This is a genomic window from Pseudomonas sp. IT-P44, from assembly GCF_949768225.1.
Classification (GTDB): domain Bacteria; phylum Pseudomonadota; class Gammaproteobacteria; order Pseudomonadales; family Pseudomonadaceae; genus Aquipseudomonas; species Aquipseudomonas migulae.
In genome coordinates this window covers 128,289-149,461 of sequence record NZ_CATKQM010000090.1, presented here as the reverse complement: position 1 = coordinate 149,461, position 21,173 = coordinate 128,289, and the positions used below count along the sequence as shown (strand labels likewise).

Sequence of the window (21,173 nt, the reverse complement as noted above, 5' to 3'; positions counted from 1 at the left end):
TCCTTAGTTGATGGGGTGCTGGCGCAGGAAATCGGCGGCAACGGATGAAGGGCTTTCGTGATCGACATCGACCCGCGCGTTGAGCTGGCGCATGGTTTCGTCATCGAACAGCTCGGCCAGCGGCTTGATCTCTTGCGCCAGTTTCGGGTGGGCATCGAGGTAAACCTGACGCACCACCGGCGCGGCGGTGTAGTCCGGGAAGTAGTGCTTGTCGTCTTCAAGCAGTTTCAACTTGAAGGCGTTCAAGCGACCGTCGGTGGTGTAGACCAGGCCGGCGAACACCTGGCCGTTGCGCAGGGCGGTGTAGACCAGGCCTGCATCCATCTGGCGGATGTTTTTGCGCGTCAGGTTCATGCTGTAGAGGTCGACCATGCCGTCCAGACCGTCGGAGCGGTTGGCGAACTCGGTGTCCAGCGCGACCAGGTGATTAGTCTTCGCCTCAGCCTGCATCACCGTGTTCAGTTCGCTGATGGTGTTGATCTGCGGGTAGGCCTTCGCGGTTTTTTCCGGCAGGGCCAGGGCGTAGGTGTTGCTGAACTTCGACGGGGTCAGCCATACGAGGCCTTTTTTCGCGTCGAGTTCTTTCACCTTGGCGTAGGACTGAGCGCTGTCGAGTTTTTCGGTGACATGGTTGTAGGCCACCAGTGAGACGCCGGTGTATTCCCACATCAGATCCAGTTGGCCACTTTCGTGGGCGCTGCGAGCGAGGTTGCTGCCCAGACCGCCAGTCACCTGGGTGTCATAACCCTTGGCGCGCAGGTACTGGGAGGTGATTTCCGCGAGCAGGGTTTGTTCGGTGAACACCCGGGCGCCGATGCGGATCACCGGTTTTTCAGCGGCTTGGGCGATTCCCGAGAACAGCAGAACGCAGCCTAGTAAAAAGCTTGATGTCTTCATGATTATTCCTTTGCCGAGGCTTAAGACGGGCGCAAGCCGCGTTCGAGCCAGAGGCGGCTGGCGAGTGTCACCAGGCCGTCGAGCAGCAAGGCCAGCAGGGCGGTGCAGGCCGCGCCGAGCAGCAGTTGCGGCTGATTGTTCAGGGCGATGCCGGGGAAAATCAGGCTGCCCAGGCTGTTGGCGCCAATCAGGAACGCCAGCGGTGCGGTACCGACGTTGATCGCCAGCGCCACACGCACACCGCCGATGATGATCGGCACGGCGTTCGGCAGTTCGACCTGCCACAGCACTTGAGTCGGCGTCATGCCGATGCCGACGGCCGCTTCCTTGAGGGAACCCTGAACATTTTTCAGGCCTTCATAGGTGTTGCGCACGATCGGCAACAGCGAGGCGAGGAACAGGGCGAAGATCGCGGGGCCGCTGCCGATGCCCAGAATCCCCAGGGCAATGGCCAGTACGGCGAGAGGCGGCACGGTGTTGCCGATGTTGAAGATCTGCATGAAGCGTTCGGCGCGTCCCACCATGGTCGGACGGCTGAGGAAGATACCGGCGGGTATGCCCACAACAAGGGCGGCCAGCATGGAGGCGAGGACGAGAATCAGATGAGCTTGCAGGTAAAACAACAAATCGTCGCGGTACTGTTCGATCGTGTTGATGCCAATCCAGTGGACCAGCAGGGCCAGAAGGGCGACGACAACCGCACCTCCTGTCAGCCCTTTGCCATAGCGAATAGCCACAGGCGGACTCCTTTTTTCTTTGTCGGCGAACGCAGCTTCGTGTGGCAATGCCAGTCCTGGCTGCCGAAGTAAGCGTTCGCGAGAAGCAGCGCGTTCTATGTCCGCGAAGGGACATGAATCGAGCCATAAGCGCAGCCTCGTCAGGCTAACTTGCTGATTTTTCAGCCCCTGGGACGAGTGCCGTAACAGGGGAGTGGACGCCTCCACCTTTTAAAAGGTTCCATAATTAGCAGCAGATAGCCACCCTTGATGCCGACGCGTACCTGCCCGATGCCATAACACCCACCTGTAGGAGCCGGCTTGCTGGCGATGGAATCACCTCGGTTTGTCAGGTGCACCGAGGTGATGCGATCGCCAGCAAGCCGGCTCCTACAAAGATCTATGCGTCCGGGCGGGCGGTGGTCCGTGACGGTCGGTTTGCGCTATACTCGCCGCCCTTTTTTGAATCACCGCCAGGCGATTTCCCATGACCAAACAGGCCGCCGAAGTCGCGAAACGCCGCACTTTCGCCATTATTTCCCACCCCGATGCCGGTAAAACCACCATCACCGAGAAGCTCTTGCTGATGGGCAAGGCGATTGCGGTTGCCGGCACGGTGAAGTCTCGCAAGTCCGACCGCCATGCCACCTCCGACTGGATGGAAATGGAAAAGCAGCGGGGTATCTCGATTACCACGTCGGTCATGCAGTTCCCGTATCGCGATCACATGATCAACCTGCTCGACACCCCGGGCCACGAAGACTTCTCCGAAGATACCTACCGCACCCTGACGGCAGTGGACTCGGCATTGATGGTCCTCGACGGCGGTAAGGGTGTAGAGCCACGGACCATCGCGCTGATGGACGTTTGCCGTCTGCGTGACACGCCGATCGTCAGCTTCATCAACAAACTCGACCGTGACATCCGCGACCCGATCGAACTGCTCGACGAAATCGAAGCGGTCCTGAAAATCAAGGCCGCGCCGATCACCTGGCCGATCGGTTGCTACCGCGATTTCAAAGGCGTTTATCACCTCGCCGACGACTACATCATCGTGTACACCGCCGGTCACGGCCACGAGCGCACCGATGTGAAAATCATCGAAAAGCTCGACTCCGATGAAGCCCGCGCGCACTTGGGCGACGAGTACGATCGCTTCGTTGATCAACTGGAACTGGTGCAGGGCGCCTGCCACGAATTCAACCAGCAGGAATTCCTCGACGGCCAACTGACTCCGGTGTTCTTCGGTACCGCACTGGGCAACTTCGGTGTCGATCACGTGCTCGACGCCGTGGTCAACTGGGCGCCGAAACCGCTGGCCCGTGTCGCCAACGAGCGCACCGTGGAGCCGGTCGAAGAGAAATTCAGCGGCTTCGTGTTCAAGATCCAGGCGAACATGGACCCGAAACACCGCGACCGTATCGCCTTTATGCGCATTTGCTCCGGCAAGTACGAAAAAGGCATGAAGATGCGCCACGTGCGCACCGGCAAGGACGTGCGGATCGGCGATGCCCTGACGTTCTTCTCCTCCGAGCGTGAGCAACTGGAAGAAGCGTTTGCCGGCGACATCATCGGCCTGCACAACCACGGCACCATCCAGATCGGCGACACCTTCACCGAGGGCGAAGTCCTGGGCTTCACCGGTATCCCGCACTTCGCCCCGGAACTGTTCCGTCGCGTGCGTCTGCGTGATCCGCTGAAATCCAAGCAACTGCGCCAAGGCTTGCAGCAGTTGGCGGAAGAAGGCGCGACCCAGGTGTTCTTCCCTGAGCGCAGCAACGACATCATCCTCGGCGCCGTCGGTGTGCTGCAGTTCGACGTGGTCGCCAGCCGCTTGAAAGAGGAATACAAGGTTGAGTGCTCCTACGAGCCGATCACCGTGTACTCCGCGCGCTGGATCGATTGCGACGATAAGAAGAAGTTCGAGGAGTTCCGGGTCAAGGCCGTGGAAAACCTCGCGGTCGATGGCGGTGGTCACCTGACCTACCTGGCGCCGACCCGCGTTAACCTGGCGCTGATGGAAGAGCGCTGGCCGGACGTGAAATTCCGTGCGACGCGTGAGCACCACTAAGCGCTGAGCTGCAAAACCAAAAGCCCCGGTCGCGAAAGCACCGGGGTTTTTTAATGCCCGGCATAAATCCCCCCCCTGTAGGAGCCAGCTTGCTGGCGATGGACCAGAGAACGCCGCGTTAATCCTGACAGCGCGCGTTATCGTTAACGACCATCGCCAGCAAGCTGGCTCCTACAGAAAAGCATCGTGTTAGCGGGTTTGGTTATAGGCCATATTCACAACCAATCTCTAAAGCCAGCGCATTCCGTCTCTTCGTTAGCGTCCTATCTGGAGAACCCGGCTGATCGGAACTAGATTTCAAAGAGCGCCAGACAGGTACAGATGTTTCACCTGCAAAAGGATGGAATCGACTATGAACAGGTTGCTACGCGTTGTGCTGCTGTTGAAGGTTTTGCTGATGCTGGCCCTCGGTAGTTCGGCGGTCTGGGCCGAGTGTGAGGATCACGAAAGCCAGGCATCGAGCGGGCAGGTGACGCACCCCGGCATGATGATCGCCAAGTCCGAATCAGAGCCCGGTGATCAGGGGCAGGGCGGCAGTGCGGACGATGATGATACGACCACTGACGAACCGGACAGTGATGAGGAAGAAGGGGCCTGAATAGCAGGCAAAATAAAACCCCTTCGACCCGATTGACGCGCAATCGAAGCAGAAGAGGTTTTTGAACAGAACACCTATCCCTTGTAGGAGCGAGCCTGCTCGCGATGGAGTATCAGTAACAGCCGTGTTGGCTGACACTCCATCGCGAGCAGGCTCGCTCCTACAGGTTTTTTCAGCCCGCTGTTATGCCGCGCCGTCGAGGAACTGCTCGGCGTAGTGGCAAGCCACCTGGCGATTATCGAGAGGGCGCAGGGCTGGCTCTTCGGTTTTGCAACGGTCGGTTGCGTACGGGCAGCGCTTGTGGAAAGCGCAGCCCGACGGCGGGTTCAGCGGGTTGGGCAACTCGCCGACGATCTTGATCTTCGGCTTGTTCGGGTCCGGGTGAATGGTCGGTGTGGCCGACAGCAACGCCTGGGTGTACGGGTGCAGCGGACGCTCGTAGATGTCGTTTTTCGGGCCCATTTCCACCGGGCGACCGAGGTACATCACCATCACGTCATCGGCAACGTGTTGCACCACGGCCAGGTTGTGCGAGATGAACACGTAGGCGGTGTTGAACTCTTGCTGCAGGTCCATGAACAGGTTCAGCACCTGCGCCTGGATCGACACGTCCAGCGCCGAGGTCGGTTCGTCCGCGACCAGCACTTTAGGCTGCAGCATCATGGCGCGGGCGAGGGCGATCCGCTGGCGCTGACCGCCGGAGAACATGTGCGGATAGCGCTGGTAATGCTCAGGGCGCAACCCCACCTGCTTCATCATCGCCTGCACTTTCTCGCGACGCTCGGCTGCGCTGAGGCTGGTGTTGATCAGCAGAGGTTCGGCGAGTTGATCGCCGACTTTCTGCCGAGGGTTCAACGAGGCGTACGGGCTCTGGAACACCATCTGCACGTCTTTGCGCAGTTGTTTGCGTTGAGCCTTGTCAGCCCCGGCGACTTCCTGCCCGGCGATTTTCAAGGAGCCGGAAGACGGCTCTTCGATCAGCGTCAGGGCGCGGGCCAGGGTGGATTTGCCGCAACCGGATTCGCCCACGACAGCGAGGGTCTTGCCGGCTTCCAGTTCGAACGACACACCGTTCAGGGCGCGTACGGTCGCATGGCCCTTGAACAGGCCGCGGGACACTTCGTAGTGACGGGTGAGGTCGCGGGCGGTAAGTACGACGGCCATTACGCCACCTCCTGGTTCAGCGGGTAGAAGCAGCGGGCGAGGCTGTTGCTTTTCGGGTCAAGGGCCGGACGCTGCGCACGGCAGCTGTCCTGCACATACGGGCAGCGCGGCGACAGCAGGCAGCCTTGCGGACGGTCGTAACGACCGGGAACGATGCCCGGCAGTGTCGACAGGCGTGAGGCGCCGAGGCTGTGTTCCGGAATCGCCTTGAGCAGCGCTTCGCTGTACGGGTGCGCCGGAATGTCGAACAGTTGTGGCACATGACCGACTTCTACGGCCTGGCCGGCGTACATCACGCACACACGCTGGGCGGTTTCGGCCACGACCGCGAGGTCGTGAGTGATCAGCACCAGGCCCATGTTCTGCTCTTTCTGCAACGCCAGCAGCAGGTCCATGATCTGCGCCTGAATCGTCACGTCCAAAGCGGTGGTCGGTTCGTCGGCGATCAGCAGTTTCGGCTCGCCGGCAATCGCCATGGCGATCGCAACACGCTGGCTCATACCGCCCGACAGTTGATGCGGGTAGGCCTCCATACGGCTGGCGGCGCCCGGGATTTCCACTTTTTCCAACAGTTCGATGGCGCGTTTGCGCGCTTGCTTGCCGGACATTTTCAGGTGCAGGCGCAGCACTTCTTCGATCTGGAAACCGACGGTGTAGCTCGGGTTCAGCGCGGTCATCGGGTCCTGGAAGACCATGGCCAGGTCTTTGCCGACGATTTGCCGACGCTGACGGTTGCTGAGCTTGAGCATGTTCTTGCCGTCGAAATTCAGGGCGTCGGCGGTGACGATCCCCGGATGCTCGATCAGGCCCATCAGCGCCATCATGGTCACGGATTTACCCGAACCCGACTCGCCAACGATGGCCAGCACTTCGCCTTTGTCCACGGAAATGTCGAGCCCGTCGACCACCGGAACGGCGTTCTTGTCGCCGAAGCGAACGTTGAGATTCTTGATTTCTAACAGTGACATTTGAATCTCCTCAGGCGGCGTTCTTGAGTTTCGGGTCCAGCGCATCGCGCAGGCCGTCGCCCATCAAGTTGATTGCCAGCACGCTGAGCAAAATGGTCAAACCAGGCAGGCTTACTACCCACCAGGCGCGTTCGATGTAGTCGCGAGCCGAAGCCAGCATGGTGCCCCACTCAGGGGTTGGCGGTTGTACGCCAAGGCCCAGGAAGCCAAGGGCTGCGGCATCGAGAATCGCCGAGGAGAAACTCAGGGTGGCCTGAACGATCAGCGGCGCCATGCAGTTGGGCAGCACGGTGACGAACATCAGGCGTGGCAGACCGGCACCGGCCAGGCGCGCGGCGGTCACGTAGTCGCGGTTCAGCTCGCCCATCACCGCAGCGCGGGTCAGACGAACATAGGACGGCAACGAAACCACGGCGATGGCAATGATGGTGTTGATCAGGCCAGGGCCGAGGATGGCGACAATCGCCACAGCCAGCAGCAGCGAGGGCAGGGCCAGCATGATGTCCATCAGACGCATGATGGTCGGGCCAAGGATGCGCGGGAAGAAGCCGGCGAACAGACCGAGCAGGATGCCCGGGATCAGCGACATCACCACCGACGACAAGCCGATCAGCAGGGACAGGCGCGAACCGTTGATCAGGCGCGACAGCAGGTCGCGGCCCAGTTCATCGGTGCCGAGCAGGAACTGGATTTGCCCGCCTTCCAGCCAGGACGGCGGGGTCAGCAGGAAGTCACGGTATTGCTCGCTTGGGTTATGTGGCGAGACCCACGGCGCGAAGATCGCGCAGAAGATCACCAGCAACATGAACATCAGGCCGGCGACGGCGCCTTTGTTCTTGGAGAACGCTTGCCAGAATTCTTTGTACGGGGACGGGTACAGCAGGCTTTGATCGACTGTTACCGCTTGATTTGCAGTTGAAGCTGGAGTGGTCATGGTCATGATCTCAGCGCTGGTGACGGATGCGTGGGTTGGCGAAGCCGTAGAGGATGTCCACGATGAAGTTCACCAGAATCACCAGGCAGGCGATTAACAGGATGCCGTTTTGCACCACGGGATAATCCCGTGCGCCAATGGCTTCGATCAGCCATTTGCCGATGCCGGGCCACGAGAAGATGGTTTCGGTCAGGACCGCACCGGCCAGCAATGTGCCGACTTGCAGGCCGACCACGGTCAGTACCGGAATCAGCGCGTTGCGCAGGCCGTGCACGAACACTACGCGCGACGGCGACAGGCCTTTGGCCTTGGCGGTCCGGATGTAGTCTTCGCGCAGCACTTCGAGCATCGAAGAACGGGTCATCCGCGCAATCACCGCCAGCGGGATGGTGCCGAGCACGATGGCCGGCAGGATCAGGTGATGCAGGGCATCGAGGAACGCACCGACGTCATCGGCCAGCAGCGTGTCGATGAGCATGAAGCCGGTGCGCGGCTCGATGTCATAGAGCAGGTCGATCCGCCCGGACACCGGGGTCCAGCCCAGGGACACCGAGAAGAACATGATCAGGATCAGGCCCCACCAGAAGATCGGCATCGAATATCCCGCCAGGGAGATGCCCATCACCCCGTGGTCGAACAGGGATCCTCGCTTGAGTGCCGCGATCACCCCGGCCAGAAGGCCCAGGATGCCGGCGAACAACAGGGCGGCCATGGACAGTTCCAGGGTCGCGGGGAATAGAGAGCTGAACTCGCTCCACACGCTTTCACGGGTACGCAGGGATTCGCCGAGATCGCCGTGAGCCAGTTTGCCGATGTAGTCCAGGTATTGGGCATACAGCGGTTTGTTCAGACCTAGGCGTTCCATTGCCTGAGCATGCATTTCGGGGTCGACTCGTCGTTCGCCCATCATTACTTCCACGGGGTCGCCTGGAATCATGCGAATCAACGCGAAAGTCAGCAAGGTGATGCCGAAGAACGTGGGGATCAATAACCCCAATCGGCGGGCAATAAAACTAAACATCTTCTGGTGTACCTCATCAGCCGGTTAGGCGTGCCTGGTGTCCCTGGAGTCAGGGACACCGGGAGTTTTCTTATCTACTTCACCTGGGTGGTGGCGAAGTTATTAGTGGTGAGGGGGCTAATGTGATAGCCCTCTACGTTGTTGCGCATAGCGGTGAACATTCTAGTGTGCGCCATGCTGATCCATGGCTGGTCCTGGTTAAAAATAACCTGGGCCTGCTCGTACAGCGCTGCCCGCTCGGCCGGATCGGTTTTTTCGCGAGCCTGGTCGATCAGCGCCTGGAACTTGTCATTGCACCAGCGTGCATAGTTTTCGCCGTTCTTCGCGGCTTCGCAACTGAGCATAGGCGTCAGGAAGTTATCCGGGTCGCCGTTATCACCCGCCCATCCGGCGGAAACCATGTCGTGCTCGCCGTTTTTCGCGCGTTTGAGCATTTCGCCCCATTCCATCACGCGAATGTCGATCTTGATCCCGACCTTGGCCAGGTCAGCCTGCATCATCTGCGCGCCGAGCATCGGATTCGGGTTGGTCGGGCCACCACCGTTGCGGGTGAACAGGGTGAAGGTGGTGCCTTCCGGTACGCCGGCTTCCTTGAGCAGGGCGCGAGCCCTGTCCAGATCACGGGCCGGGTTTTTCAGGCTGTGGTTGTAGCCCAGCAGCGTGTCCGGGAACGGGTTGACCGCCACTGTCGCATTGCCTTTACCAAACAGCGCGTTGACATAAGCCTCTTTATCGAAGGCGATGTCGATGGCTTTGCGCACCCGCACGTCGCTCATGTATTTGTGCGTGGTGTTCATGGCGATGTACGAAACGGTCATCGCGTTCAGTTCATCGACGCTCAGTTTGGCGTCTTTCTTGATGCTCGGGATGTCATCCGGCTTCGGATACAGCGCAACCTGGCACTCGTTGGCCTTGAGCTTTTGCAGGCGCACGTTGTTATCGGTGGCGATGGCCAGGATCAACGAGTCAGCCGGCGGCTTGCCACGGAAGTAGTCCGGGTTGGCCTTGAAGCGAACCTGGGCGTCCTTGGCGTAACGCTGGAAAACGAACGGGCCGGTGCCGACCGGTTTGTTGTTGAGGTCGCCGGTCTTGTTCGCCTTGAGCAGCTGGTCGGCGTACTCGGCAGGGTAAATCGAGGAGAAGGCCATGGCGATGTCGGCCAGGAACGGCGCTTCGCGGCGGGTCAGGGTGAATTTGACCGTGTTGTCGTCAACTTTCTCGACGCTTTTCAGCAGTTCCTTGAAGCCCATGCTTTCAAAGTACGGGAAGCCCACGCTCGACAGTTTGTGCCACGGGTGATTCGGGTCCAGTTGACGCTGGAAGCTCCAGACCACGTCGTCGGCGTTCATGTCGCGGGTCGGCTTGAAGTATTCGGTGGTGTGAAACTTGACGCCTTTGCGCAGGTGGAACGTGTAGGTCAGGCCGTCTTCGCTGATGTCCCAGGACTCGGCCAGTGCCGGAATCACTTCGGTGGTACCGGGCTTGAAGTCCGCCAGGCGGTTGAAGATGGTTTCGGCCACCGCATCGGCTGTGACTGCAGTCGTGTATTGAACCATGTCGAAGCCTTCCGGACTGGCTTCGGTGCAAACCACCAAGGGTTTGGCCGAGACGCCAACGGCAACACTCAGCAACGCGGCAGCGATGGCCGCACGTAGGGGAAGCATTTTCATCAAGAGCCCTCTGCAATCAGTTAAGGACAAAAGCCGAACGGTAGATTCGTCACTGAATCAGCCGTTCGGCGGGTGCATTACAGAACGTTGAACGGGATGGTGGTCACGAGACGGAACTCGTTGAGGCTGCCATCCGCCTGGTTTTCGCTGGCGCGGTGAGCGGTGTAGGTCGCGCGGATCGCGGTCGCCTTGAGCGGGCCACTCTGCACGGCGTACGAAGCACCGATGCCGTATTCGTAATGGTGCTCGCCGTCCATTCCTTTCACGTCGCCGTAGCCGGTGCTGTTGTAGTGAGTACCGTCGATGCCCCAGCCGCGCGCTTGGTAGATGTTGAACTTCAGGCCTGGAACGCCGTATTCAGCCATGTTCAGGCCGTAGGCGACCTGGAAGGATTTCTCGTTCGGGCCGTTGAAGTCCGACAACAGGGAGTTGGCCAGGTAGATGCCGTTGGTTTCGTGCAGGTAGTCGAAGTACTCGTTACCGTTCACTTCCTGGTACGAGAAGGTCAGGCTGTGAGCCTGGTGGGTCAGGCCGAACGACAGGGAGTAGGTGTCGTTGTCGATCTGGCCGAGCTTGGCTTTACCTTCGTCGACGGTTTTGTAGTAGTTCAGGCCGGTGGTCAGGCTCAGGATCGAGCTGTCGCCCAACACATGGCTGGCGCCGAAGTAGTACTGGTTCCACAGGTCTTCAGCCTGGGTGCCCCACAGACTGGTGGTCAGGCTGGCGAACGGCTGATAGGTGATACCGGCGGTGTTGACGTGATCCGCTTCGGCAGTACCGTCGCCGTATTCGGAGCGGAACTTGCGCTGGCTCTGTTCGGTACGCGGCGAGTTACGGTCGAAGGTGCCGAGGTCGAAGGAGAGGTTTTCCAGCTCTTCGCTGTGCAGGGTCACACCTTCGAAGCTCGAAGGCAGGGGACGGTTACCGATGACATCCACTTGCGGGCTGCTGAAATTCTGGCGACCAGCCGTCAGTGTGGTGTTGGAGACGCGTGCCTTGACGTTGGCCAGGCCCAGTTTGCTCCACTGATCAACAGCGTCACCGCCATTTTCAGTCAGCGTACGGTTGTTACCACGGCCGGAGCGACCTGGCTCAGGCGCACCGCCGTTGCCGGACGCGAGGTCTTTACGATCACGGTCCAGGGCGATTGCGTTGTAGGCCGCGATTTCGGTGCTGAAGCCTACGGTGCCTTCGGTGAAGCCCGAGTTGTACTTGATGATCGTGCCTTGCACCCAGTTGATGCGGCGGTCAGTCGTGTGAGTCTCACCATTTTTACGATAGTTGAGCGTCGCGCCCCGCTTGAACGACTCATTCGCATACCAGTTACGCGTGGAACCGGTGACCGATTGCCCTTCGACAAAGCCGGTGGCTTCGCTTTGGGCGCTCTTTTCCTTGACGGTGACCGGTGTGAAAGCCTGACTCTGGGACTCAGCGTAGGCCGTGGCGGTAACGCTGCTGATGGCCAGGGCCAATAACGCGGTGCTGCTCAGTTTCATGGGTGAAGCTCCTTTCTTTCTTTTTTTATACCGGTCTTTTTTTGTGATCCGGCTATTGGTTTTGGAACTCATACAAGGCTTCGCAAACGTTTGCTGTCGGCCTGATCGGCAAATAACGGCAATACGCTTGCGTGAGGGCGGAATCCGCCCCCAGCGTTTTTTGGCTAATCGGTTATTTGTCGATACTGACGCCCGAGAACACGTTGCGGCCAAAAGGACTCACCTTGAATCCTTCGACTTTGGCGCTTAACGGCTGGTTGACCGTCGAGTGAGCGACAGGCGTGATCGGCACTTGCTGCTTGAGCAACTGCTGAGCCTGTTTGTAAAGCACAGTGCGCTGGTCACGGTCGGTGACGACCTTGGCCTGCTTGATCAGCTTGTCGTAAGCCGGATCACACCATTGGGAGTAGTTGTTGCCGCCAATGGCGTCGCAGCTGTAAAGCGTGCCAAGCCAGTTGTCCGGGTCCCCATTGTCACCGGTCCAGCCAATCAGGCTGACGTCGTGCTCGCCATTCTTGGTGCGCTTGATGTACTCGCCCCATTCGTAGCTGACGATCTTCACTTTGAGACCGATCTTCGCCCAGTCAGCCTGGAGCATCTCGGCCATCAACTTGGCGTTGGGGTTGTAGGGACGCTGAACCGGCATCGCCCACAGGGTAATTTCGGTGCCTTCTTTCACGCCGGCAGCCTTGAGCAGTTCCTTGGCTTTTTCCGGGTTGTAGGTGGCGTCTTTAATGGTCTCGTCGTAGGACCATTGGGTCGGCGGCATGGCGTTTTGCGCCAGTTGACCGGCGCCTTGGTAAACGGCGTTGAGAATGCTTTGTTTGTTCACCGCCATGTCCAGCGCCTGGCGCACTTCGAGCTGGTCGAATGGCTTGTGGCGCACGTTGTAGGCGATGTAGCCGAGGTTGAAGCCAGGCTTTTCGATGAGCTTGAGATTCGCGTCGTTCTTCAGCGCTTCGACATCGGCGGGACGTGGGTGCAGGGTGATCTGGCACTCGTTGGCCTTGAGTTTCTGCACCCGCACCGAGGCGTCGGTGTTGATGGCGAAAATCAGGTTGTCGAGCTTGACCCGGCTCGGGTCCCAGTACTGCTTGTTGCCGCTGTAACGGATGTTGGAGTCTTTCTGGTAGCTCTTGAACACGAACGGCCCGGTGCCGATCGGCTTCTGGTTGATGTCGCTCGGCTTGCCTTCGGCCAGCAGCTTGTCGGCGTATTCGGCGGACAGGATGGCAGCAAAGCTCATGGCGATGTTCTGGATGAACGCGGCGTCCACGCTGTTGAGCGTCATGACCACGGTCAGCGGCCCGGTCTTTTCGACCTTGGCGATGTTCTTGTTCAGGCTCATCCCGTTGAAATACGGGAACTCGGTTGGATAAGCCTTACGGAAAGGTTGCTGCGGATCGAGCATGCGATTAAACGTGAACAGCACGTCATCGGCGTTGAAATCACGGCTCGGCGTGAAGTACTTGGTCGTATGAAATTTCACCCCTTCGCGCAGGTGAAAGGTGTACTTGAGGCCGTCTTCGGAAATATCCCAGCTCTTTGCCAGGCCTGGTACGACGTTGGTGGCGCCTTTTTCGAATTCTGCCAATCGGTTGTACAACGGCTCGGCGGCGTCGTTATCGGTCGCGGTCGTGTACTGCGCGGTGTCGAAGCCAGCCGGGCTGCCTTCGGAGCAGAACACCAGGCTGTTGTTGGCGGCCTGGCTGATGGAAGTGGCGGCCAGCAGGCCGGTGCCCAGCAATGCGGATAAAACCAAGGTATGGCGCATGACGCTCCCTTTTCTCTTTCGCTAAGTGTTTTCAATGCGCCGCTGTCCCGTCCGGGGACGTGGAGGCGTCACTGATCTCAAGCCATGAGGTGCAGCAAAAACCGAGAGCCCACGCGTGCACTGGTCAGAACCCGACGGTAAGAGCCGCGAGTCTGGCAGTAAATGCGTAGAGTCCTAAAGACTCGTAGGAAAGGGCAACGCGTCCGACGCCGCAGCTGTAATGCTCAGCGGAATAGGATGTAGGTTGTTTCCTGCTTTCTCGGTAGAAAAAGCAACGGCGACGTCAAAAACGTCGCCGTTGCCAAATCTTATTTGCTGACGCTAACGCCGTAGAAGGAGTTCAAGCCGAATGGGCTGATCTTGAAATCCTGCACTTCGTTGCGCATGGGTTGGAACACCGTCGAGTGAGCGATAGGTGTCATCGGAACAGCGTCTTTGAGGACGTGTTGCGCCTGCTTGTACAGTTCGGTGCGCTTGCCCTGGTCGGTCGTGCGCTTGGCTTCTTTGACGATGCCGTCGAACTTCTTGTCGCACCACTTGGAGAAGTTGTTGCCTTGCAGCGAGTCGCAGCCGAACAGCACGTTCAGCCAGTTGTCCGGGTCACCGTTGTCGCCGCTCCAGCCAATCAGCATCGCGCCGTTTTCGCCGCCTTTGGAGCGCTTGATGTACTCGCCCCATTCGTAGCTCTGGATTTTGGCCTTGATACCGATCTTCGCCCAGTCGGACTGCAGCATTTCTGCCATCAGCTTGGCGTTCGGGTTGTACGGACGCTGCACCGGCATTGCCCATAGAACGATTTCGGTGCCTTCCTTCACACCGGCTTCCTTGAGCAGCTCCTTGGCTTTCTCAGGGTTGTACGGAGCATCCACGATGGTGGTGTCGTAAGACCACTGGGTCGGCGGCATGGCGTTGACGGCCTTTTGACCTGCACCCTGGTAAACCGAGTCGATGATCTGTTGTTTGTTGACGGCCATGTCCAGTGCCTGACGCACTTTCAGTTGGGCCATCGGGTTCGGCTTGTCGTCACCCTTGATCTTGTCCATCACGTTGTAGGCGATGTAACCCAGGTTGAAACCGGCCTGGTCAGGCACTTTCAGGGTTTTGTCTTCTTTCAGCGCCTTCAGGTCGGCCGGACGCGGGAACAGAGTGATCTGGCACTCGCCCTTTTTCAGCTTCTGGATACGCACCGACGGGTCGGTGGTGATGGCGAAGATCAGGTTGTCGATCTTGACGTCGTCAGGCTTCCAGTAGTCCTTGTTCCCGGTGTAGCGGATGTTGGAGTCTTTCTGGTAGCTCTTGAACACGAACGGACCAGTGCCGACCGGCTTCTGGTTGATGTCGGCGGCTTTGCCTTCCTTGAGCAGCTGGGCTGCGTACTCGGCGGACTGCACCGAGGCGAAGCTCATGGCCATGTTCTGGATGAACGCGGCATCTACTTCTTTGAGGGTGAACTTGACGGTGTGGTCGTCGACTTTATCGATCTTGGTGATGTTGGTGTCCATCCCCATGTCGGTGAAGTACGGGAATTCGGTCGGGTACGCCTTACGGAACGGATCATCCTTGTTAATCATGCGATTAAAGGTGAACAGCACGTCGTCGGCGTTGAACTCGCGAGTCGGCTTGAAGTACGGGGTAGTGTGGAACTTGACGCCTTCACGCAGGTGGAAGGTGTAAGTCAGGCCATCATCGGAGATGTCCCACTTGGTCGCCAGACCAGGAATAACGGCGGTGCCGCCGCGCTCGAACTGAGTCAGACGGTTGAACATGGTTTCGGCAGAGGCGTCGAAGTCGGTTCCGGTGGTGTACTGACCAGGATCAAAACCGGCCGGGCTCCCTTCGGAGCAGAACACCAGGTTAGTCGCCGCTTGGGCGAAAGGTGCGGCAGCTAACAAGCTGGCGCCGACTAAAAACGGAATGACCGCGTGTTTAAGCATGGTGGCCTCATGATTTGTTGTCATTTTTGAATTTGAGGACGACCTCGTGAGTCGTGCCTGCGGATACTTATGCAGGGGCCATACCCAATGCAAGATGTTGAATGGCCACAAGCCTTAAACAGTGGCACGAACGTACCTTAATGTCGCATATGTATAAATTGACGCGCATTTGACCGTTTGCGTGTATTTTTTTCGGTGCAAACCACGCACTGACGAAGGGCAACCGGGGCGCTGGGCGCACCCGGTTGGCGCGCGGTGTTACTTATTTATACCCACACCATAGAAGGGTGTGAGGCCGAACGGGCTGATCTTGAAGTCGGTGACTTCCTTGCGCAGCGGCTGGAACACCGTCGAGTTGGCGATCGGCGTGATAGGGACCTGTTGCTTGAGGATTTGTTGGGCCTGTTGATACAGTTTCACCCGCTGCTGTTTGTCCGTGGACACCTTGGCTTGCTGGACGAGTTTGTCGTAGGCCGGGTCGCACCACTTGGCGTAGTTGCTGCCCTTCACGGCCGCGCAGCTGTAGAGCACGCCGAGCCAGTTGTCGGGGTCGCCGTTGTCGCCGGTCCAGCCGTAGATCATCGCGTCGTGTTCGCCGTTCTTGGCGCGCTTGATGTACTCGCCCCATTCATAGCTGACGATGTTGGCCTTGATGCCGACCTTCTCCCAATCCTGCTGGATCATCTGTGCCGACATCCGCGCATTGGGGTTGGAGGCACGTTGCACGGTCATGGCCCACAAATTAATGGTGGTACCGGGTGCAACCCCTGCTTCTTTCAGTAGCGCCCGGGCTTTTGTCGGGTCGTAGGAAGCGTCCTTGATGCTCGGGTCGTAAGACCATTGCGCGGGAGGCAAGGCGTTTTGCGCCAGTTGCCCGGCACTCTGGTAGACAGCCTTGATGATCGCCGGTTTGTCGATCGCCATGTCCAGGGCCTGACGCACCTTGAGCTGGTCCAGCGGCGGGTGTGTCACGTTGTAGGCCAGGAAGCCGAGGTTGAACCCGGCCTGCTTGAGCACGCGCAGGTTCGGGTCTTTCTCCATCACCTCGATGTCGGCCGGGCGTGGGTAACCGCTGACCTGGCACTCGCCGGCCTTGAGTTTCTGCAAGCGCACGGCGGCGTCCGGGGTGATCGAGAACACCAGGTTGTCAATTTTCACATCCTCGGGTTTCCAGTACGCCTTGTTGGCGACGTAGCGGATCTGCGAGTCCTTTTGATAACGCTTGAACACGAACGGGCCGGTGCCGACGGGTTTCTGGTTGATGTCGGCTGCTTTGCCTTCCTTTAACAATTGTGCGCCGTACTCGGCGGATTGCACCGAAGCGAAACTCATCGCCAGGTTCTGGATGAAGGCTGCGTCGATGTTGTTCAGGCTGAAACGCACGGTGTGCTCGTCGATTTTGTCGACGCTCTTGATCGTTTTGTTCAGGTCCATGTCGGTGAAGTACGGGGACTCGGCGGGATAGGCTTTGCGGAACGCGTTCTCCGGGTCGAGCAGGCGCTGGAAGGTGAACAGCACGTCGTCGGCGTTGAAGTCGCGGGTCGGGGTGAAATAGTCGGTGGTGTGGAATTTCACGCCGTCGCGCAGGTGGAAGGTGTAGGTGAGGCCGTCTTTTGACACGTCCCAGTTTGTCGCCAGCCCGGGTTCGACTTCGGTGCCGCCGCGTTTGAATTGGGTGAGGCGGTTGAAGACGGTTTCGGCGGAGGCGTCGAAGTCGGTGCCGCTGGTGTATTGGCTGGGGTCGAAGCCGGCGGGGCTGGCTTCGGAGCAGTAGACCAGGGTGGTGGCGGCTTGTGCGAATGGGGCGGTTGTTGCGAGGGCTAGGGCGAGCAGGAGTGGTTTGACGGTGGTTCTTTCCATGGAGTCCCCGGGGGTTTGGGTCGCTGTGTTTTCCTCAGGGTAGCGTCGTAGACGGGGTGGGCGGAAATATCCGTTTGTGAGGGGGACCCCTCTATCTCGGTATATTCAGGCTGTTTTCCGGATGTGTGCACATCGACATGTAGGAGCCGGCTTGCTGGCGATGGCGGCCTGGTAGCCGACCATTTTCTTCCAGGTGTACATATCCATTCCTGCGGTAACGGCCACTTACGGTTTCGCCCTTACGGCGAGTCCCTTTTGGCAAACGCCCCAAAAGGAACCAAAAGGTCTCGCCCCGGCGTCCGGCCCTTCGCTAAGGCTCGGCGTTCCCTCGCTCCGGTCCTGCTCCGTGGGCCCGCCGCCATCGGCCATCCATGGCCGGGGGCGGCTAGCCCGGCATCCATGCCGGGCTGCCCACTGCGCAGAACCTCCACTCGGCCTCCCGAAGGGGCGGGCAGATCAAAATCAAAAGCTGCAGGCGAGCTAACGCTCGGCCTGATGAGTGGTGAGAAGCGGGTGGGCGTCGACCTGCTTTTGTAGGAGCCGGCTTGCCGGCGATGGCGGCCTTCCAGCCGACCCGATTTCGCGGATGTAATACGCCCTTTGTAGGAGCCGGCTTGCCGGCGATGGCGGCCTTCCAGCCGACCCGATTTCGCGTATGTAATACGCCCTTTGTAGGAGCCGGCTTGCCGGCGATGGCGGCCTTCCAGCCGACCCGATTTCGCGGATGTACCCGAACTTTTGTAGGAGCCGGCTTGCTGGCGATGGCGGCCTGCCAGACGACCTGATTTCGCGGATGTACCCGAACCTTTGTAGGAGCCGGCTTGCCGGCGATGGCGGCCTGCCAGACGACCTGATTTCGCGGATGTACCCGAACCTTTGTAGGAGCCGGCTTGCCGGCGATGGCGGCCTGTCAGACGACCTGATTTCGCGGATGTAATACGCCCTTTGTAGGAGCCGGCTTGCTGGCGATGGCGTCCGAAACAGCGCCGCAAAATCCGGAATTTTTCGCCAGCAAGCCGGCTCCTACAGGATCGGGGGGCGTCGATTTTGCCGGACCATAAAAAAACGGCGATCACTTTGGTGGTCGCCGTTTTTTGTACTGGCTATCGAATCAAGGCATCAATACTTCAATCGACCCATCCGCCGTCATGCTGACCTGGCTGGTGCCGGCTTCAACTTCCGGCGTAACCGGCGCGGCATCCATGCTGGCCGCTTTCATCATCATCGGCCCACGCATGTACGGTTGTGGATAACCGTTGCTGTTCAGGTTGAGGTTGACGATTTTGTAACCCTTGCCGCCCAGCGCGTCGGTGGCCAGTTGTGCTCGGGCCTTGAAGGCGGTCACGGCGTCTTTGAGCAGGGCGTCTTCGCTGGCCTTGCGGGTTGGCGTGGCGATGGCGAAGTCCATGCCGCCCATTTTCAGGTCGGTGAGCAGTTCGCCGGTCAGTTTAGACAGGGCGGCGAAGTCGGAGCTTTCCAGGCGCAGTTCGGCGCGTTCGCGCCAGCCAGTGATTTTCTGGCCCTTGGTGTCGTAGATCGGGTAGCTGTTGCGGCTACCCTGGCGCAGGGTGATGTCTTTGACTTGCTTGGCCTGGGCCAGCGCTTTGTTCATGGTGGTGCTGACATCGGCCGCGAGTTTGGCCGGGTCGGTATTTTGTTCTTCGGTGTAGAGGGTCACGATCATCAGGTCGCGGGCAACTTCCTGACTGACTTCGGCGCGCAGGGAAATCTGGTTGTAATGCAGCTCGTCGGCGGCCATGGCCGGGAGGCTGGCGACGGTGCCAACGCTGAGGGCGAGAAGGGCGGCGCTGCGGCGGAAAGTGTGCATGAAAACTCCTTGGACGGTGCGCAGGGGTTAGGTCCGAGCCTGCGTGAAACCATCAGACTCTAGCTTTAATGATCCGGTTCGCACAGTTACAACTTCTATACAGATGGTTGACCGCGTCGCGGCCTTCGCGGGCAAGTCGGATCGCCGCCCGCTCGCTCCTACAGCTCTGGGTAGTGCGCGGCAACCTTTGGACTTGTAGGAGCGAGGCTTGCCCGCGAAGGCGGCCTTATAGACGCAGCTGATATTCCTGCCATGTGGCCGTTTGCCGCACTTTTGCCTGTCAGCCCCCGTGCTTGGTTATACTCCGTGCGATCTGCCTGGAGCGCTCATCAGGAGAGCTCATGCTCGCCCCCGTTCAAATCACTTCCGCAACTCGTCAGAATCTCTGGCGGCTGACGTTCATCCGCACATTGGTGTTGGCCGCTCAGGCCGGTTCCGTGGGCCTGGCCTACTGGCTCGACTTGCTGCCGCTGCCTTGGTTCCAATTGGCAGCGACCCTCGGTTGCTCGATGTTGCTGTGCGCGTTCACGGCGATTCGGCTGCGTACCTCCTGGCCGGTTACCGAGCTCGAATACGCCGTGCAACTGGCCTGCGACCTGTTTATCCACAGCGCCTTGCTGTATTTCTCCGGCGGCTCGACCAACCCCTTCGTCTCTTATTACCTGGTGCCGCTGACCATCGCCGCCGTGACGTTGCCATGGCGTTACTCGGTGATTCTGTCGGGCATCGCCCTGGCGATGTACACCTTGTTGCTGGCGGGTTTCTATCCGTTGCAAACCTTCCCGATTGCCCGGGAAAACCTGCAGGTCTACGGGATGTGGCTGAGCTTCGCCCTGGCTGCTGCGGTGATTACCTTCTTCGCCGCGCGCATGGCCGAAGAGCTGCGCCGGCAGGAAGAGCTGCGCGCCATCCGTCGCGAAGAAGGCCTGCGTGATCAGCAATTGCTGGCCGTCGCGACCGAAGCCGCCGGTGCCGCCCATGAACTGGGCACGCCGCTGGCGACCATGAGCGTGTTGCTCAAGGAAATGCGCCGGGACCATCACGATCCGATGTTGCAGGACGACCTCAGCGTGCTGCAGGATCAGGTCAAACTCTGCAAAGAAACCTTGCAGCAACTGGTGCGCGCCGCCGAGGCCAATCGCCGCTTGGCGGTGGAGATGCAGGACGTCACTGATTGGCTCGACGAAGCGCTGAACCGCTGGCACTTGATGCGCCCGGAAGCCAGTTACCGCTTCCAGCGCCTGGGCCAAGGCACCGTGCCACGCATGGCGCCGCCGCCGGACCTGACCCAGGCGCTGCTGAATTTGTTGAACAACGCCGCTGACGCATGCCCCGAAGGGCTGCAAGTGACGCTGGACTGGAATGCCGAGGACTTGACCATCAGCATTCGCGACCACGGCGCCGGTGTGCCGCTGGCCATTGCCGAACAGATCGGCAAACCGTTTTTTACCACCAAGGGCAAAGGTTTCGGCCTGGGCCTGTTTTTGAGCAAGGCCAGCGTGACACGCGCCGGCGGCTCAGTGAAACTCTACAGTCATGAGGAAGGCGGTACGCTCACCGAGCTGCGCCTGCCCCGTGTCGCCCGAGGAGACGAACATGAGTGAAGAGATCCAAGTCGAAGGCGAAGAACTGCCGCATTTGCTGCTGGTAGATGACGACGCCACGTTCACCCGCGTGATGGCGCGCGCCATGGCTCGCCGTGGTTTTCGCGTCAGCACCGCCGGCTCCGCCGAAGAAGGCCTGACCATCGCCCAGGCCGATATCCCGGATTACGCCGCGCTGGACCTGAAAATGGACGGCGATTCCGGCCTGGTGTTGCTGCCAAAACTGCTCGAACTCGACCCGGAGATGCGCGTGGTGATCCTCACCGGTTACTCGAGCATTGCCACCGCTGTCGAAGCGATCAAGCGCGGTGCCTGCAACTACCTGTGCAAACCGGCGGATGCCGATGACGTGCTGGCCGCGTTGTTGTCTGAACACGCCGATCTCGACAGCCTGGTGCCGGAAAACCCGATGTCGGTGGACCGTTTGCAGTGGGAACACATCCAGCGCGTGTTGACCGAACACGAAGGCAACATCTCCGCCACTGCCCGCGCCTTGGGCATGCACCGCCGTACGCTGCAGCGCAAACTGCAAAAGCGTCCCGTTCGTCGCTGAACCTGCGCTGAACAAATGCCGGCCGCGCCTCGCGACAAACCGAGCCGATCATCTATGATCGGTTCGTGCGTGTTCTTTTCTTTAT

The 21,173-nt window shown here is 59.6% G+C and carries 16 protein-coding genes; 4 read left to right on the top strand and 12 right to left on the bottom strand.

The window, feature by feature from the left end; translation table 11 throughout:
- Positions 1 to 3: 3 nt before the first annotated feature.
- Together ACM6IO_RS28650 and ACM6IO_RS28645 are read right to left on the bottom strand one after the other, a co-directional pair.
- On the bottom strand, positions 4 to 897 hold the full coding sequence (locus ACM6IO_RS28650) for a glycine betaine ABC transporter substrate-binding protein (RefSeq protein ID WP_192227714.1): 894 nt from the start codon (positions 895 to 897) through the stop codon (positions 4 to 6).
- A 20-nt stretch (positions 898 to 917) separates the two neighbouring features.
- Positions 918 to 1,634 carry an ABC transporter permease gene (locus tag ACM6IO_RS28645; protein WP_192227715.1) on the bottom strand — a complete coding sequence of 239 codons (717 nt, stop codon included), beginning with the start codon at positions 1,632 to 1,634 and terminating at the stop codon, positions 918 to 920.
- 466 nt (positions 1,635 to 2,100) lie between these two features.
- Here ACM6IO_RS28645 and ACM6IO_RS28640 point away from each other — a divergent pair, with 466 nt between their 5' ends.
- Together ACM6IO_RS28640 and ACM6IO_RS28635 are read left to right on the top strand one after the other, a co-directional pair.
- Complete coding sequence (locus ACM6IO_RS28640) at positions 2,101 to 3,684, top strand: peptide chain release factor 3 (RefSeq protein ID WP_008024413.1); 1,584 nt, start codon at positions 2,101 to 2,103, stop codon at positions 3,682 to 3,684.
- Between the two features lie 352 nt (positions 3,685 to 4,036).
- A complete protein-coding gene (locus ACM6IO_RS28635) occupies positions 4,037 to 4,282 on the top strand; it encodes a hypothetical protein (protein WP_414912652.1) in 246 nt (81 codons plus the stop codon).
- Positions 4,283 to 4,465: 183 nt separating this feature from the next.
- Here ACM6IO_RS28635 and ACM6IO_RS28630 read toward each other — a convergent pair whose 3' ends face one another.
- From ACM6IO_RS28630 to ACM6IO_RS28585, 10 genes are all read right to left on the bottom strand, one after another.
- Positions 4,466 to 5,446 (bottom strand): peptide ABC transporter ATP-binding protein, encoded by a 981-nt coding sequence (locus tag ACM6IO_RS28630; RefSeq protein WP_008024408.1) that lies wholly within the window; start codon positions 5,444 to 5,446, stop codon positions 4,466 to 4,468.
- On the bottom strand, positions 5,446 to 6,414 hold the full coding sequence (locus tag ACM6IO_RS28625; protein ID WP_223481018.1) for an ABC transporter ATP-binding protein: 969 nt from the start codon (positions 6,412 to 6,414) through the stop codon (positions 5,446 to 5,448). The genes ACM6IO_RS28630 and ACM6IO_RS28625 overlap by 1 nt, the downstream gene beginning before the upstream one ends.
- 10 nt (positions 6,415 to 6,424) lie before the next feature.
- Positions 6,425 to 7,348, bottom strand: coding sequence for an ABC transporter permease subunit (locus tag ACM6IO_RS28620; protein ID WP_192227718.1), 924 nt, complete (start codon positions 7,346 to 7,348; stop codon positions 6,425 to 6,427).
- A gap of 10 nt (positions 7,349 to 7,358) precedes the next feature.
- Positions 7,359 to 8,369 (bottom strand): ABC transporter permease subunit, encoded by a 1,011-nt coding sequence (locus tag ACM6IO_RS28615; protein WP_008024401.1) that lies wholly within the window; start codon positions 8,367 to 8,369, stop codon positions 7,359 to 7,361.
- A 74-nt stretch (positions 8,370 to 8,443) separates the two neighbouring features.
- On the bottom strand, positions 8,444 to 10,039 hold the full coding sequence (locus ACM6IO_RS28610; protein ID WP_414912651.1) for an ABC transporter substrate-binding protein: 1,596 nt from the start codon (positions 10,037 to 10,039) through the stop codon (positions 8,444 to 8,446).
- 77 nt (positions 10,040 to 10,116) lie between these two features.
- Positions 10,117 to 11,535 (bottom strand): OprD family porin, encoded by a 1,419-nt coding sequence (locus ACM6IO_RS28605; RefSeq protein ID WP_008036267.1) that lies wholly within the window; start codon positions 11,533 to 11,535, stop codon positions 10,117 to 10,119.
- Between the two features lie 172 nt (positions 11,536 to 11,707).
- On the bottom strand, positions 11,708 to 13,309 hold the full coding sequence (locus ACM6IO_RS28600) for an ABC transporter substrate-binding protein (RefSeq protein ID WP_414912650.1): 1,602 nt from the start codon (positions 13,307 to 13,309) through the stop codon (positions 11,708 to 11,710).
- Between the two features lie 308 nt (positions 13,310 to 13,617).
- Positions 13,618 to 15,243, bottom strand: coding sequence for an ABC transporter substrate-binding protein (locus ACM6IO_RS28595; protein ID WP_008036270.1), 1,626 nt, complete (start codon positions 15,241 to 15,243; stop codon positions 13,618 to 13,620).
- 258 nt (positions 15,244 to 15,501) lie between these two features.
- A complete protein-coding gene (locus ACM6IO_RS28590; RefSeq protein ID WP_223434788.1) occupies positions 15,502 to 17,103 on the bottom strand; it encodes an ABC transporter substrate-binding protein in 1,602 nt (533 codons plus the stop codon).
- A 1,111-nt stretch (positions 17,104 to 18,214) separates the two neighbouring features.
- Entirely contained in the window at positions 18,215 to 18,931 is a 717-nt protein-coding gene (locus ACM6IO_RS28585) for an SIMPL domain-containing protein (RefSeq protein WP_008037440.1), read from the bottom strand.
- A 341-nt stretch (positions 18,932 to 19,272) separates the two neighbouring features.
- Between ACM6IO_RS28585 and ACM6IO_RS28580 the strand changes: the two genes are divergently transcribed.
- Together ACM6IO_RS28580 and ACM6IO_RS28575 are read left to right on the top strand one after the other, a co-directional pair.
- Positions 19,273 to 20,535, top strand: a complete 1,263-nt coding sequence (locus ACM6IO_RS28580; RefSeq protein ID WP_008037438.1) for an ATP-binding protein — start codon at positions 19,273 to 19,275, stop codon at positions 20,533 to 20,535.
- On the top strand, positions 20,528 to 21,088 hold the full coding sequence (locus tag ACM6IO_RS28575) for a response regulator transcription factor (RefSeq protein ID WP_008026845.1): 561 nt from the start codon (positions 20,528 to 20,530) through the stop codon (positions 21,086 to 21,088). The genes ACM6IO_RS28580 and ACM6IO_RS28575 overlap by 8 nt, the downstream gene beginning before the upstream one ends.
- The last annotated feature ends 85 nt before the right edge of the window (positions 21,089 to 21,173 follow it).

Excerpts from the sequence above, each read along its gene's own strand:
- ACM6IO_RS28595 (WP_008036270.1), bottom strand. The coding sequence starts at position 15,243 with ATGCTTAAACACGCGGTCATTCCGTTTTTAGTCGGCGCCAGCTTGTTA.
- ACM6IO_RS28630 (WP_008024408.1), bottom strand. The coding sequence starts at position 5,446 with ATGGCCGTCGTACTTACCGCCCGCGACCTCACCCGTCACTACGAAGTG.
- ACM6IO_RS28650 (WP_192227714.1), bottom strand. The coding sequence starts at position 897 with ATGAAGACATCAAGCTTTTTACTAGGCTGCGTTCTGCTGTTCTCGGGA.
- ACM6IO_RS28610 (WP_414912651.1), bottom strand. The coding sequence starts at position 10,039 with ATGAAAATGCTTCCCCTACGTGCGGCCATCGCTGCCGCGTTGCTGAGT.
- ACM6IO_RS28615 (WP_008024401.1), bottom strand. The coding sequence starts at position 8,369 with ATGTTTAGTTTTATTGCCCGCCGATTGGGGTTATTGATCCCCACGTTC.
- ACM6IO_RS28640 (WP_008024413.1), top strand. The coding sequence starts at position 2,101 with ATGACCAAACAGGCCGCCGAAGTCGCGAAACGCCGCACTTTCGCCATT.
- ACM6IO_RS28600 (WP_414912650.1), bottom strand. The coding sequence starts at position 13,309 with ATGCGCCATACCTTGGTTTTATCCGCATTGCTGGGCACCGGCCTGCTG.
- ACM6IO_RS28590 (WP_223434788.1), bottom strand. The coding sequence starts at position 17,103 with ATGGAAAGAACCACCGTCAAACCACTCCTGCTCGCCCTAGCCCTCGCA.
- ACM6IO_RS28620 (WP_192227718.1), bottom strand. The coding sequence starts at position 7,348 with ATGACCACTCCAGCTTCAACTGCAAATCAAGCGGTAACAGTCGATCAA.
- ACM6IO_RS28580 (WP_008037438.1), top strand. The coding sequence starts at position 19,273 with ATGCTCGCCCCCGTTCAAATCACTTCCGCAACTCGTCAGAATCTCTGG.
- ACM6IO_RS28635 (WP_414912652.1), top strand. The coding sequence starts at position 4,037 with ATGAACAGGTTGCTACGCGTTGTGCTGCTGTTGAAGGTTTTGCTGATG.
- ACM6IO_RS28575 (WP_008026845.1), top strand. The coding sequence starts at position 20,528 with ATGAGTGAAGAGATCCAAGTCGAAGGCGAAGAACTGCCGCATTTGCTG.
- ACM6IO_RS28585 (WP_008037440.1), bottom strand. The coding sequence starts at position 18,931 with ATGCACACTTTCCGCCGCAGCGCCGCCCTTCTCGCCCTCAGCGTTGGC.
- ACM6IO_RS28605 (WP_008036267.1), bottom strand. The coding sequence starts at position 11,535 with ATGAAACTGAGCAGCACCGCGTTATTGGCCCTGGCCATCAGCAGCGTT.
- ACM6IO_RS28625 (WP_223481018.1), bottom strand. The coding sequence starts at position 6,414 with ATGTCACTGTTAGAAATCAAGAATCTCAACGTTCGCTTCGGCGACAAG.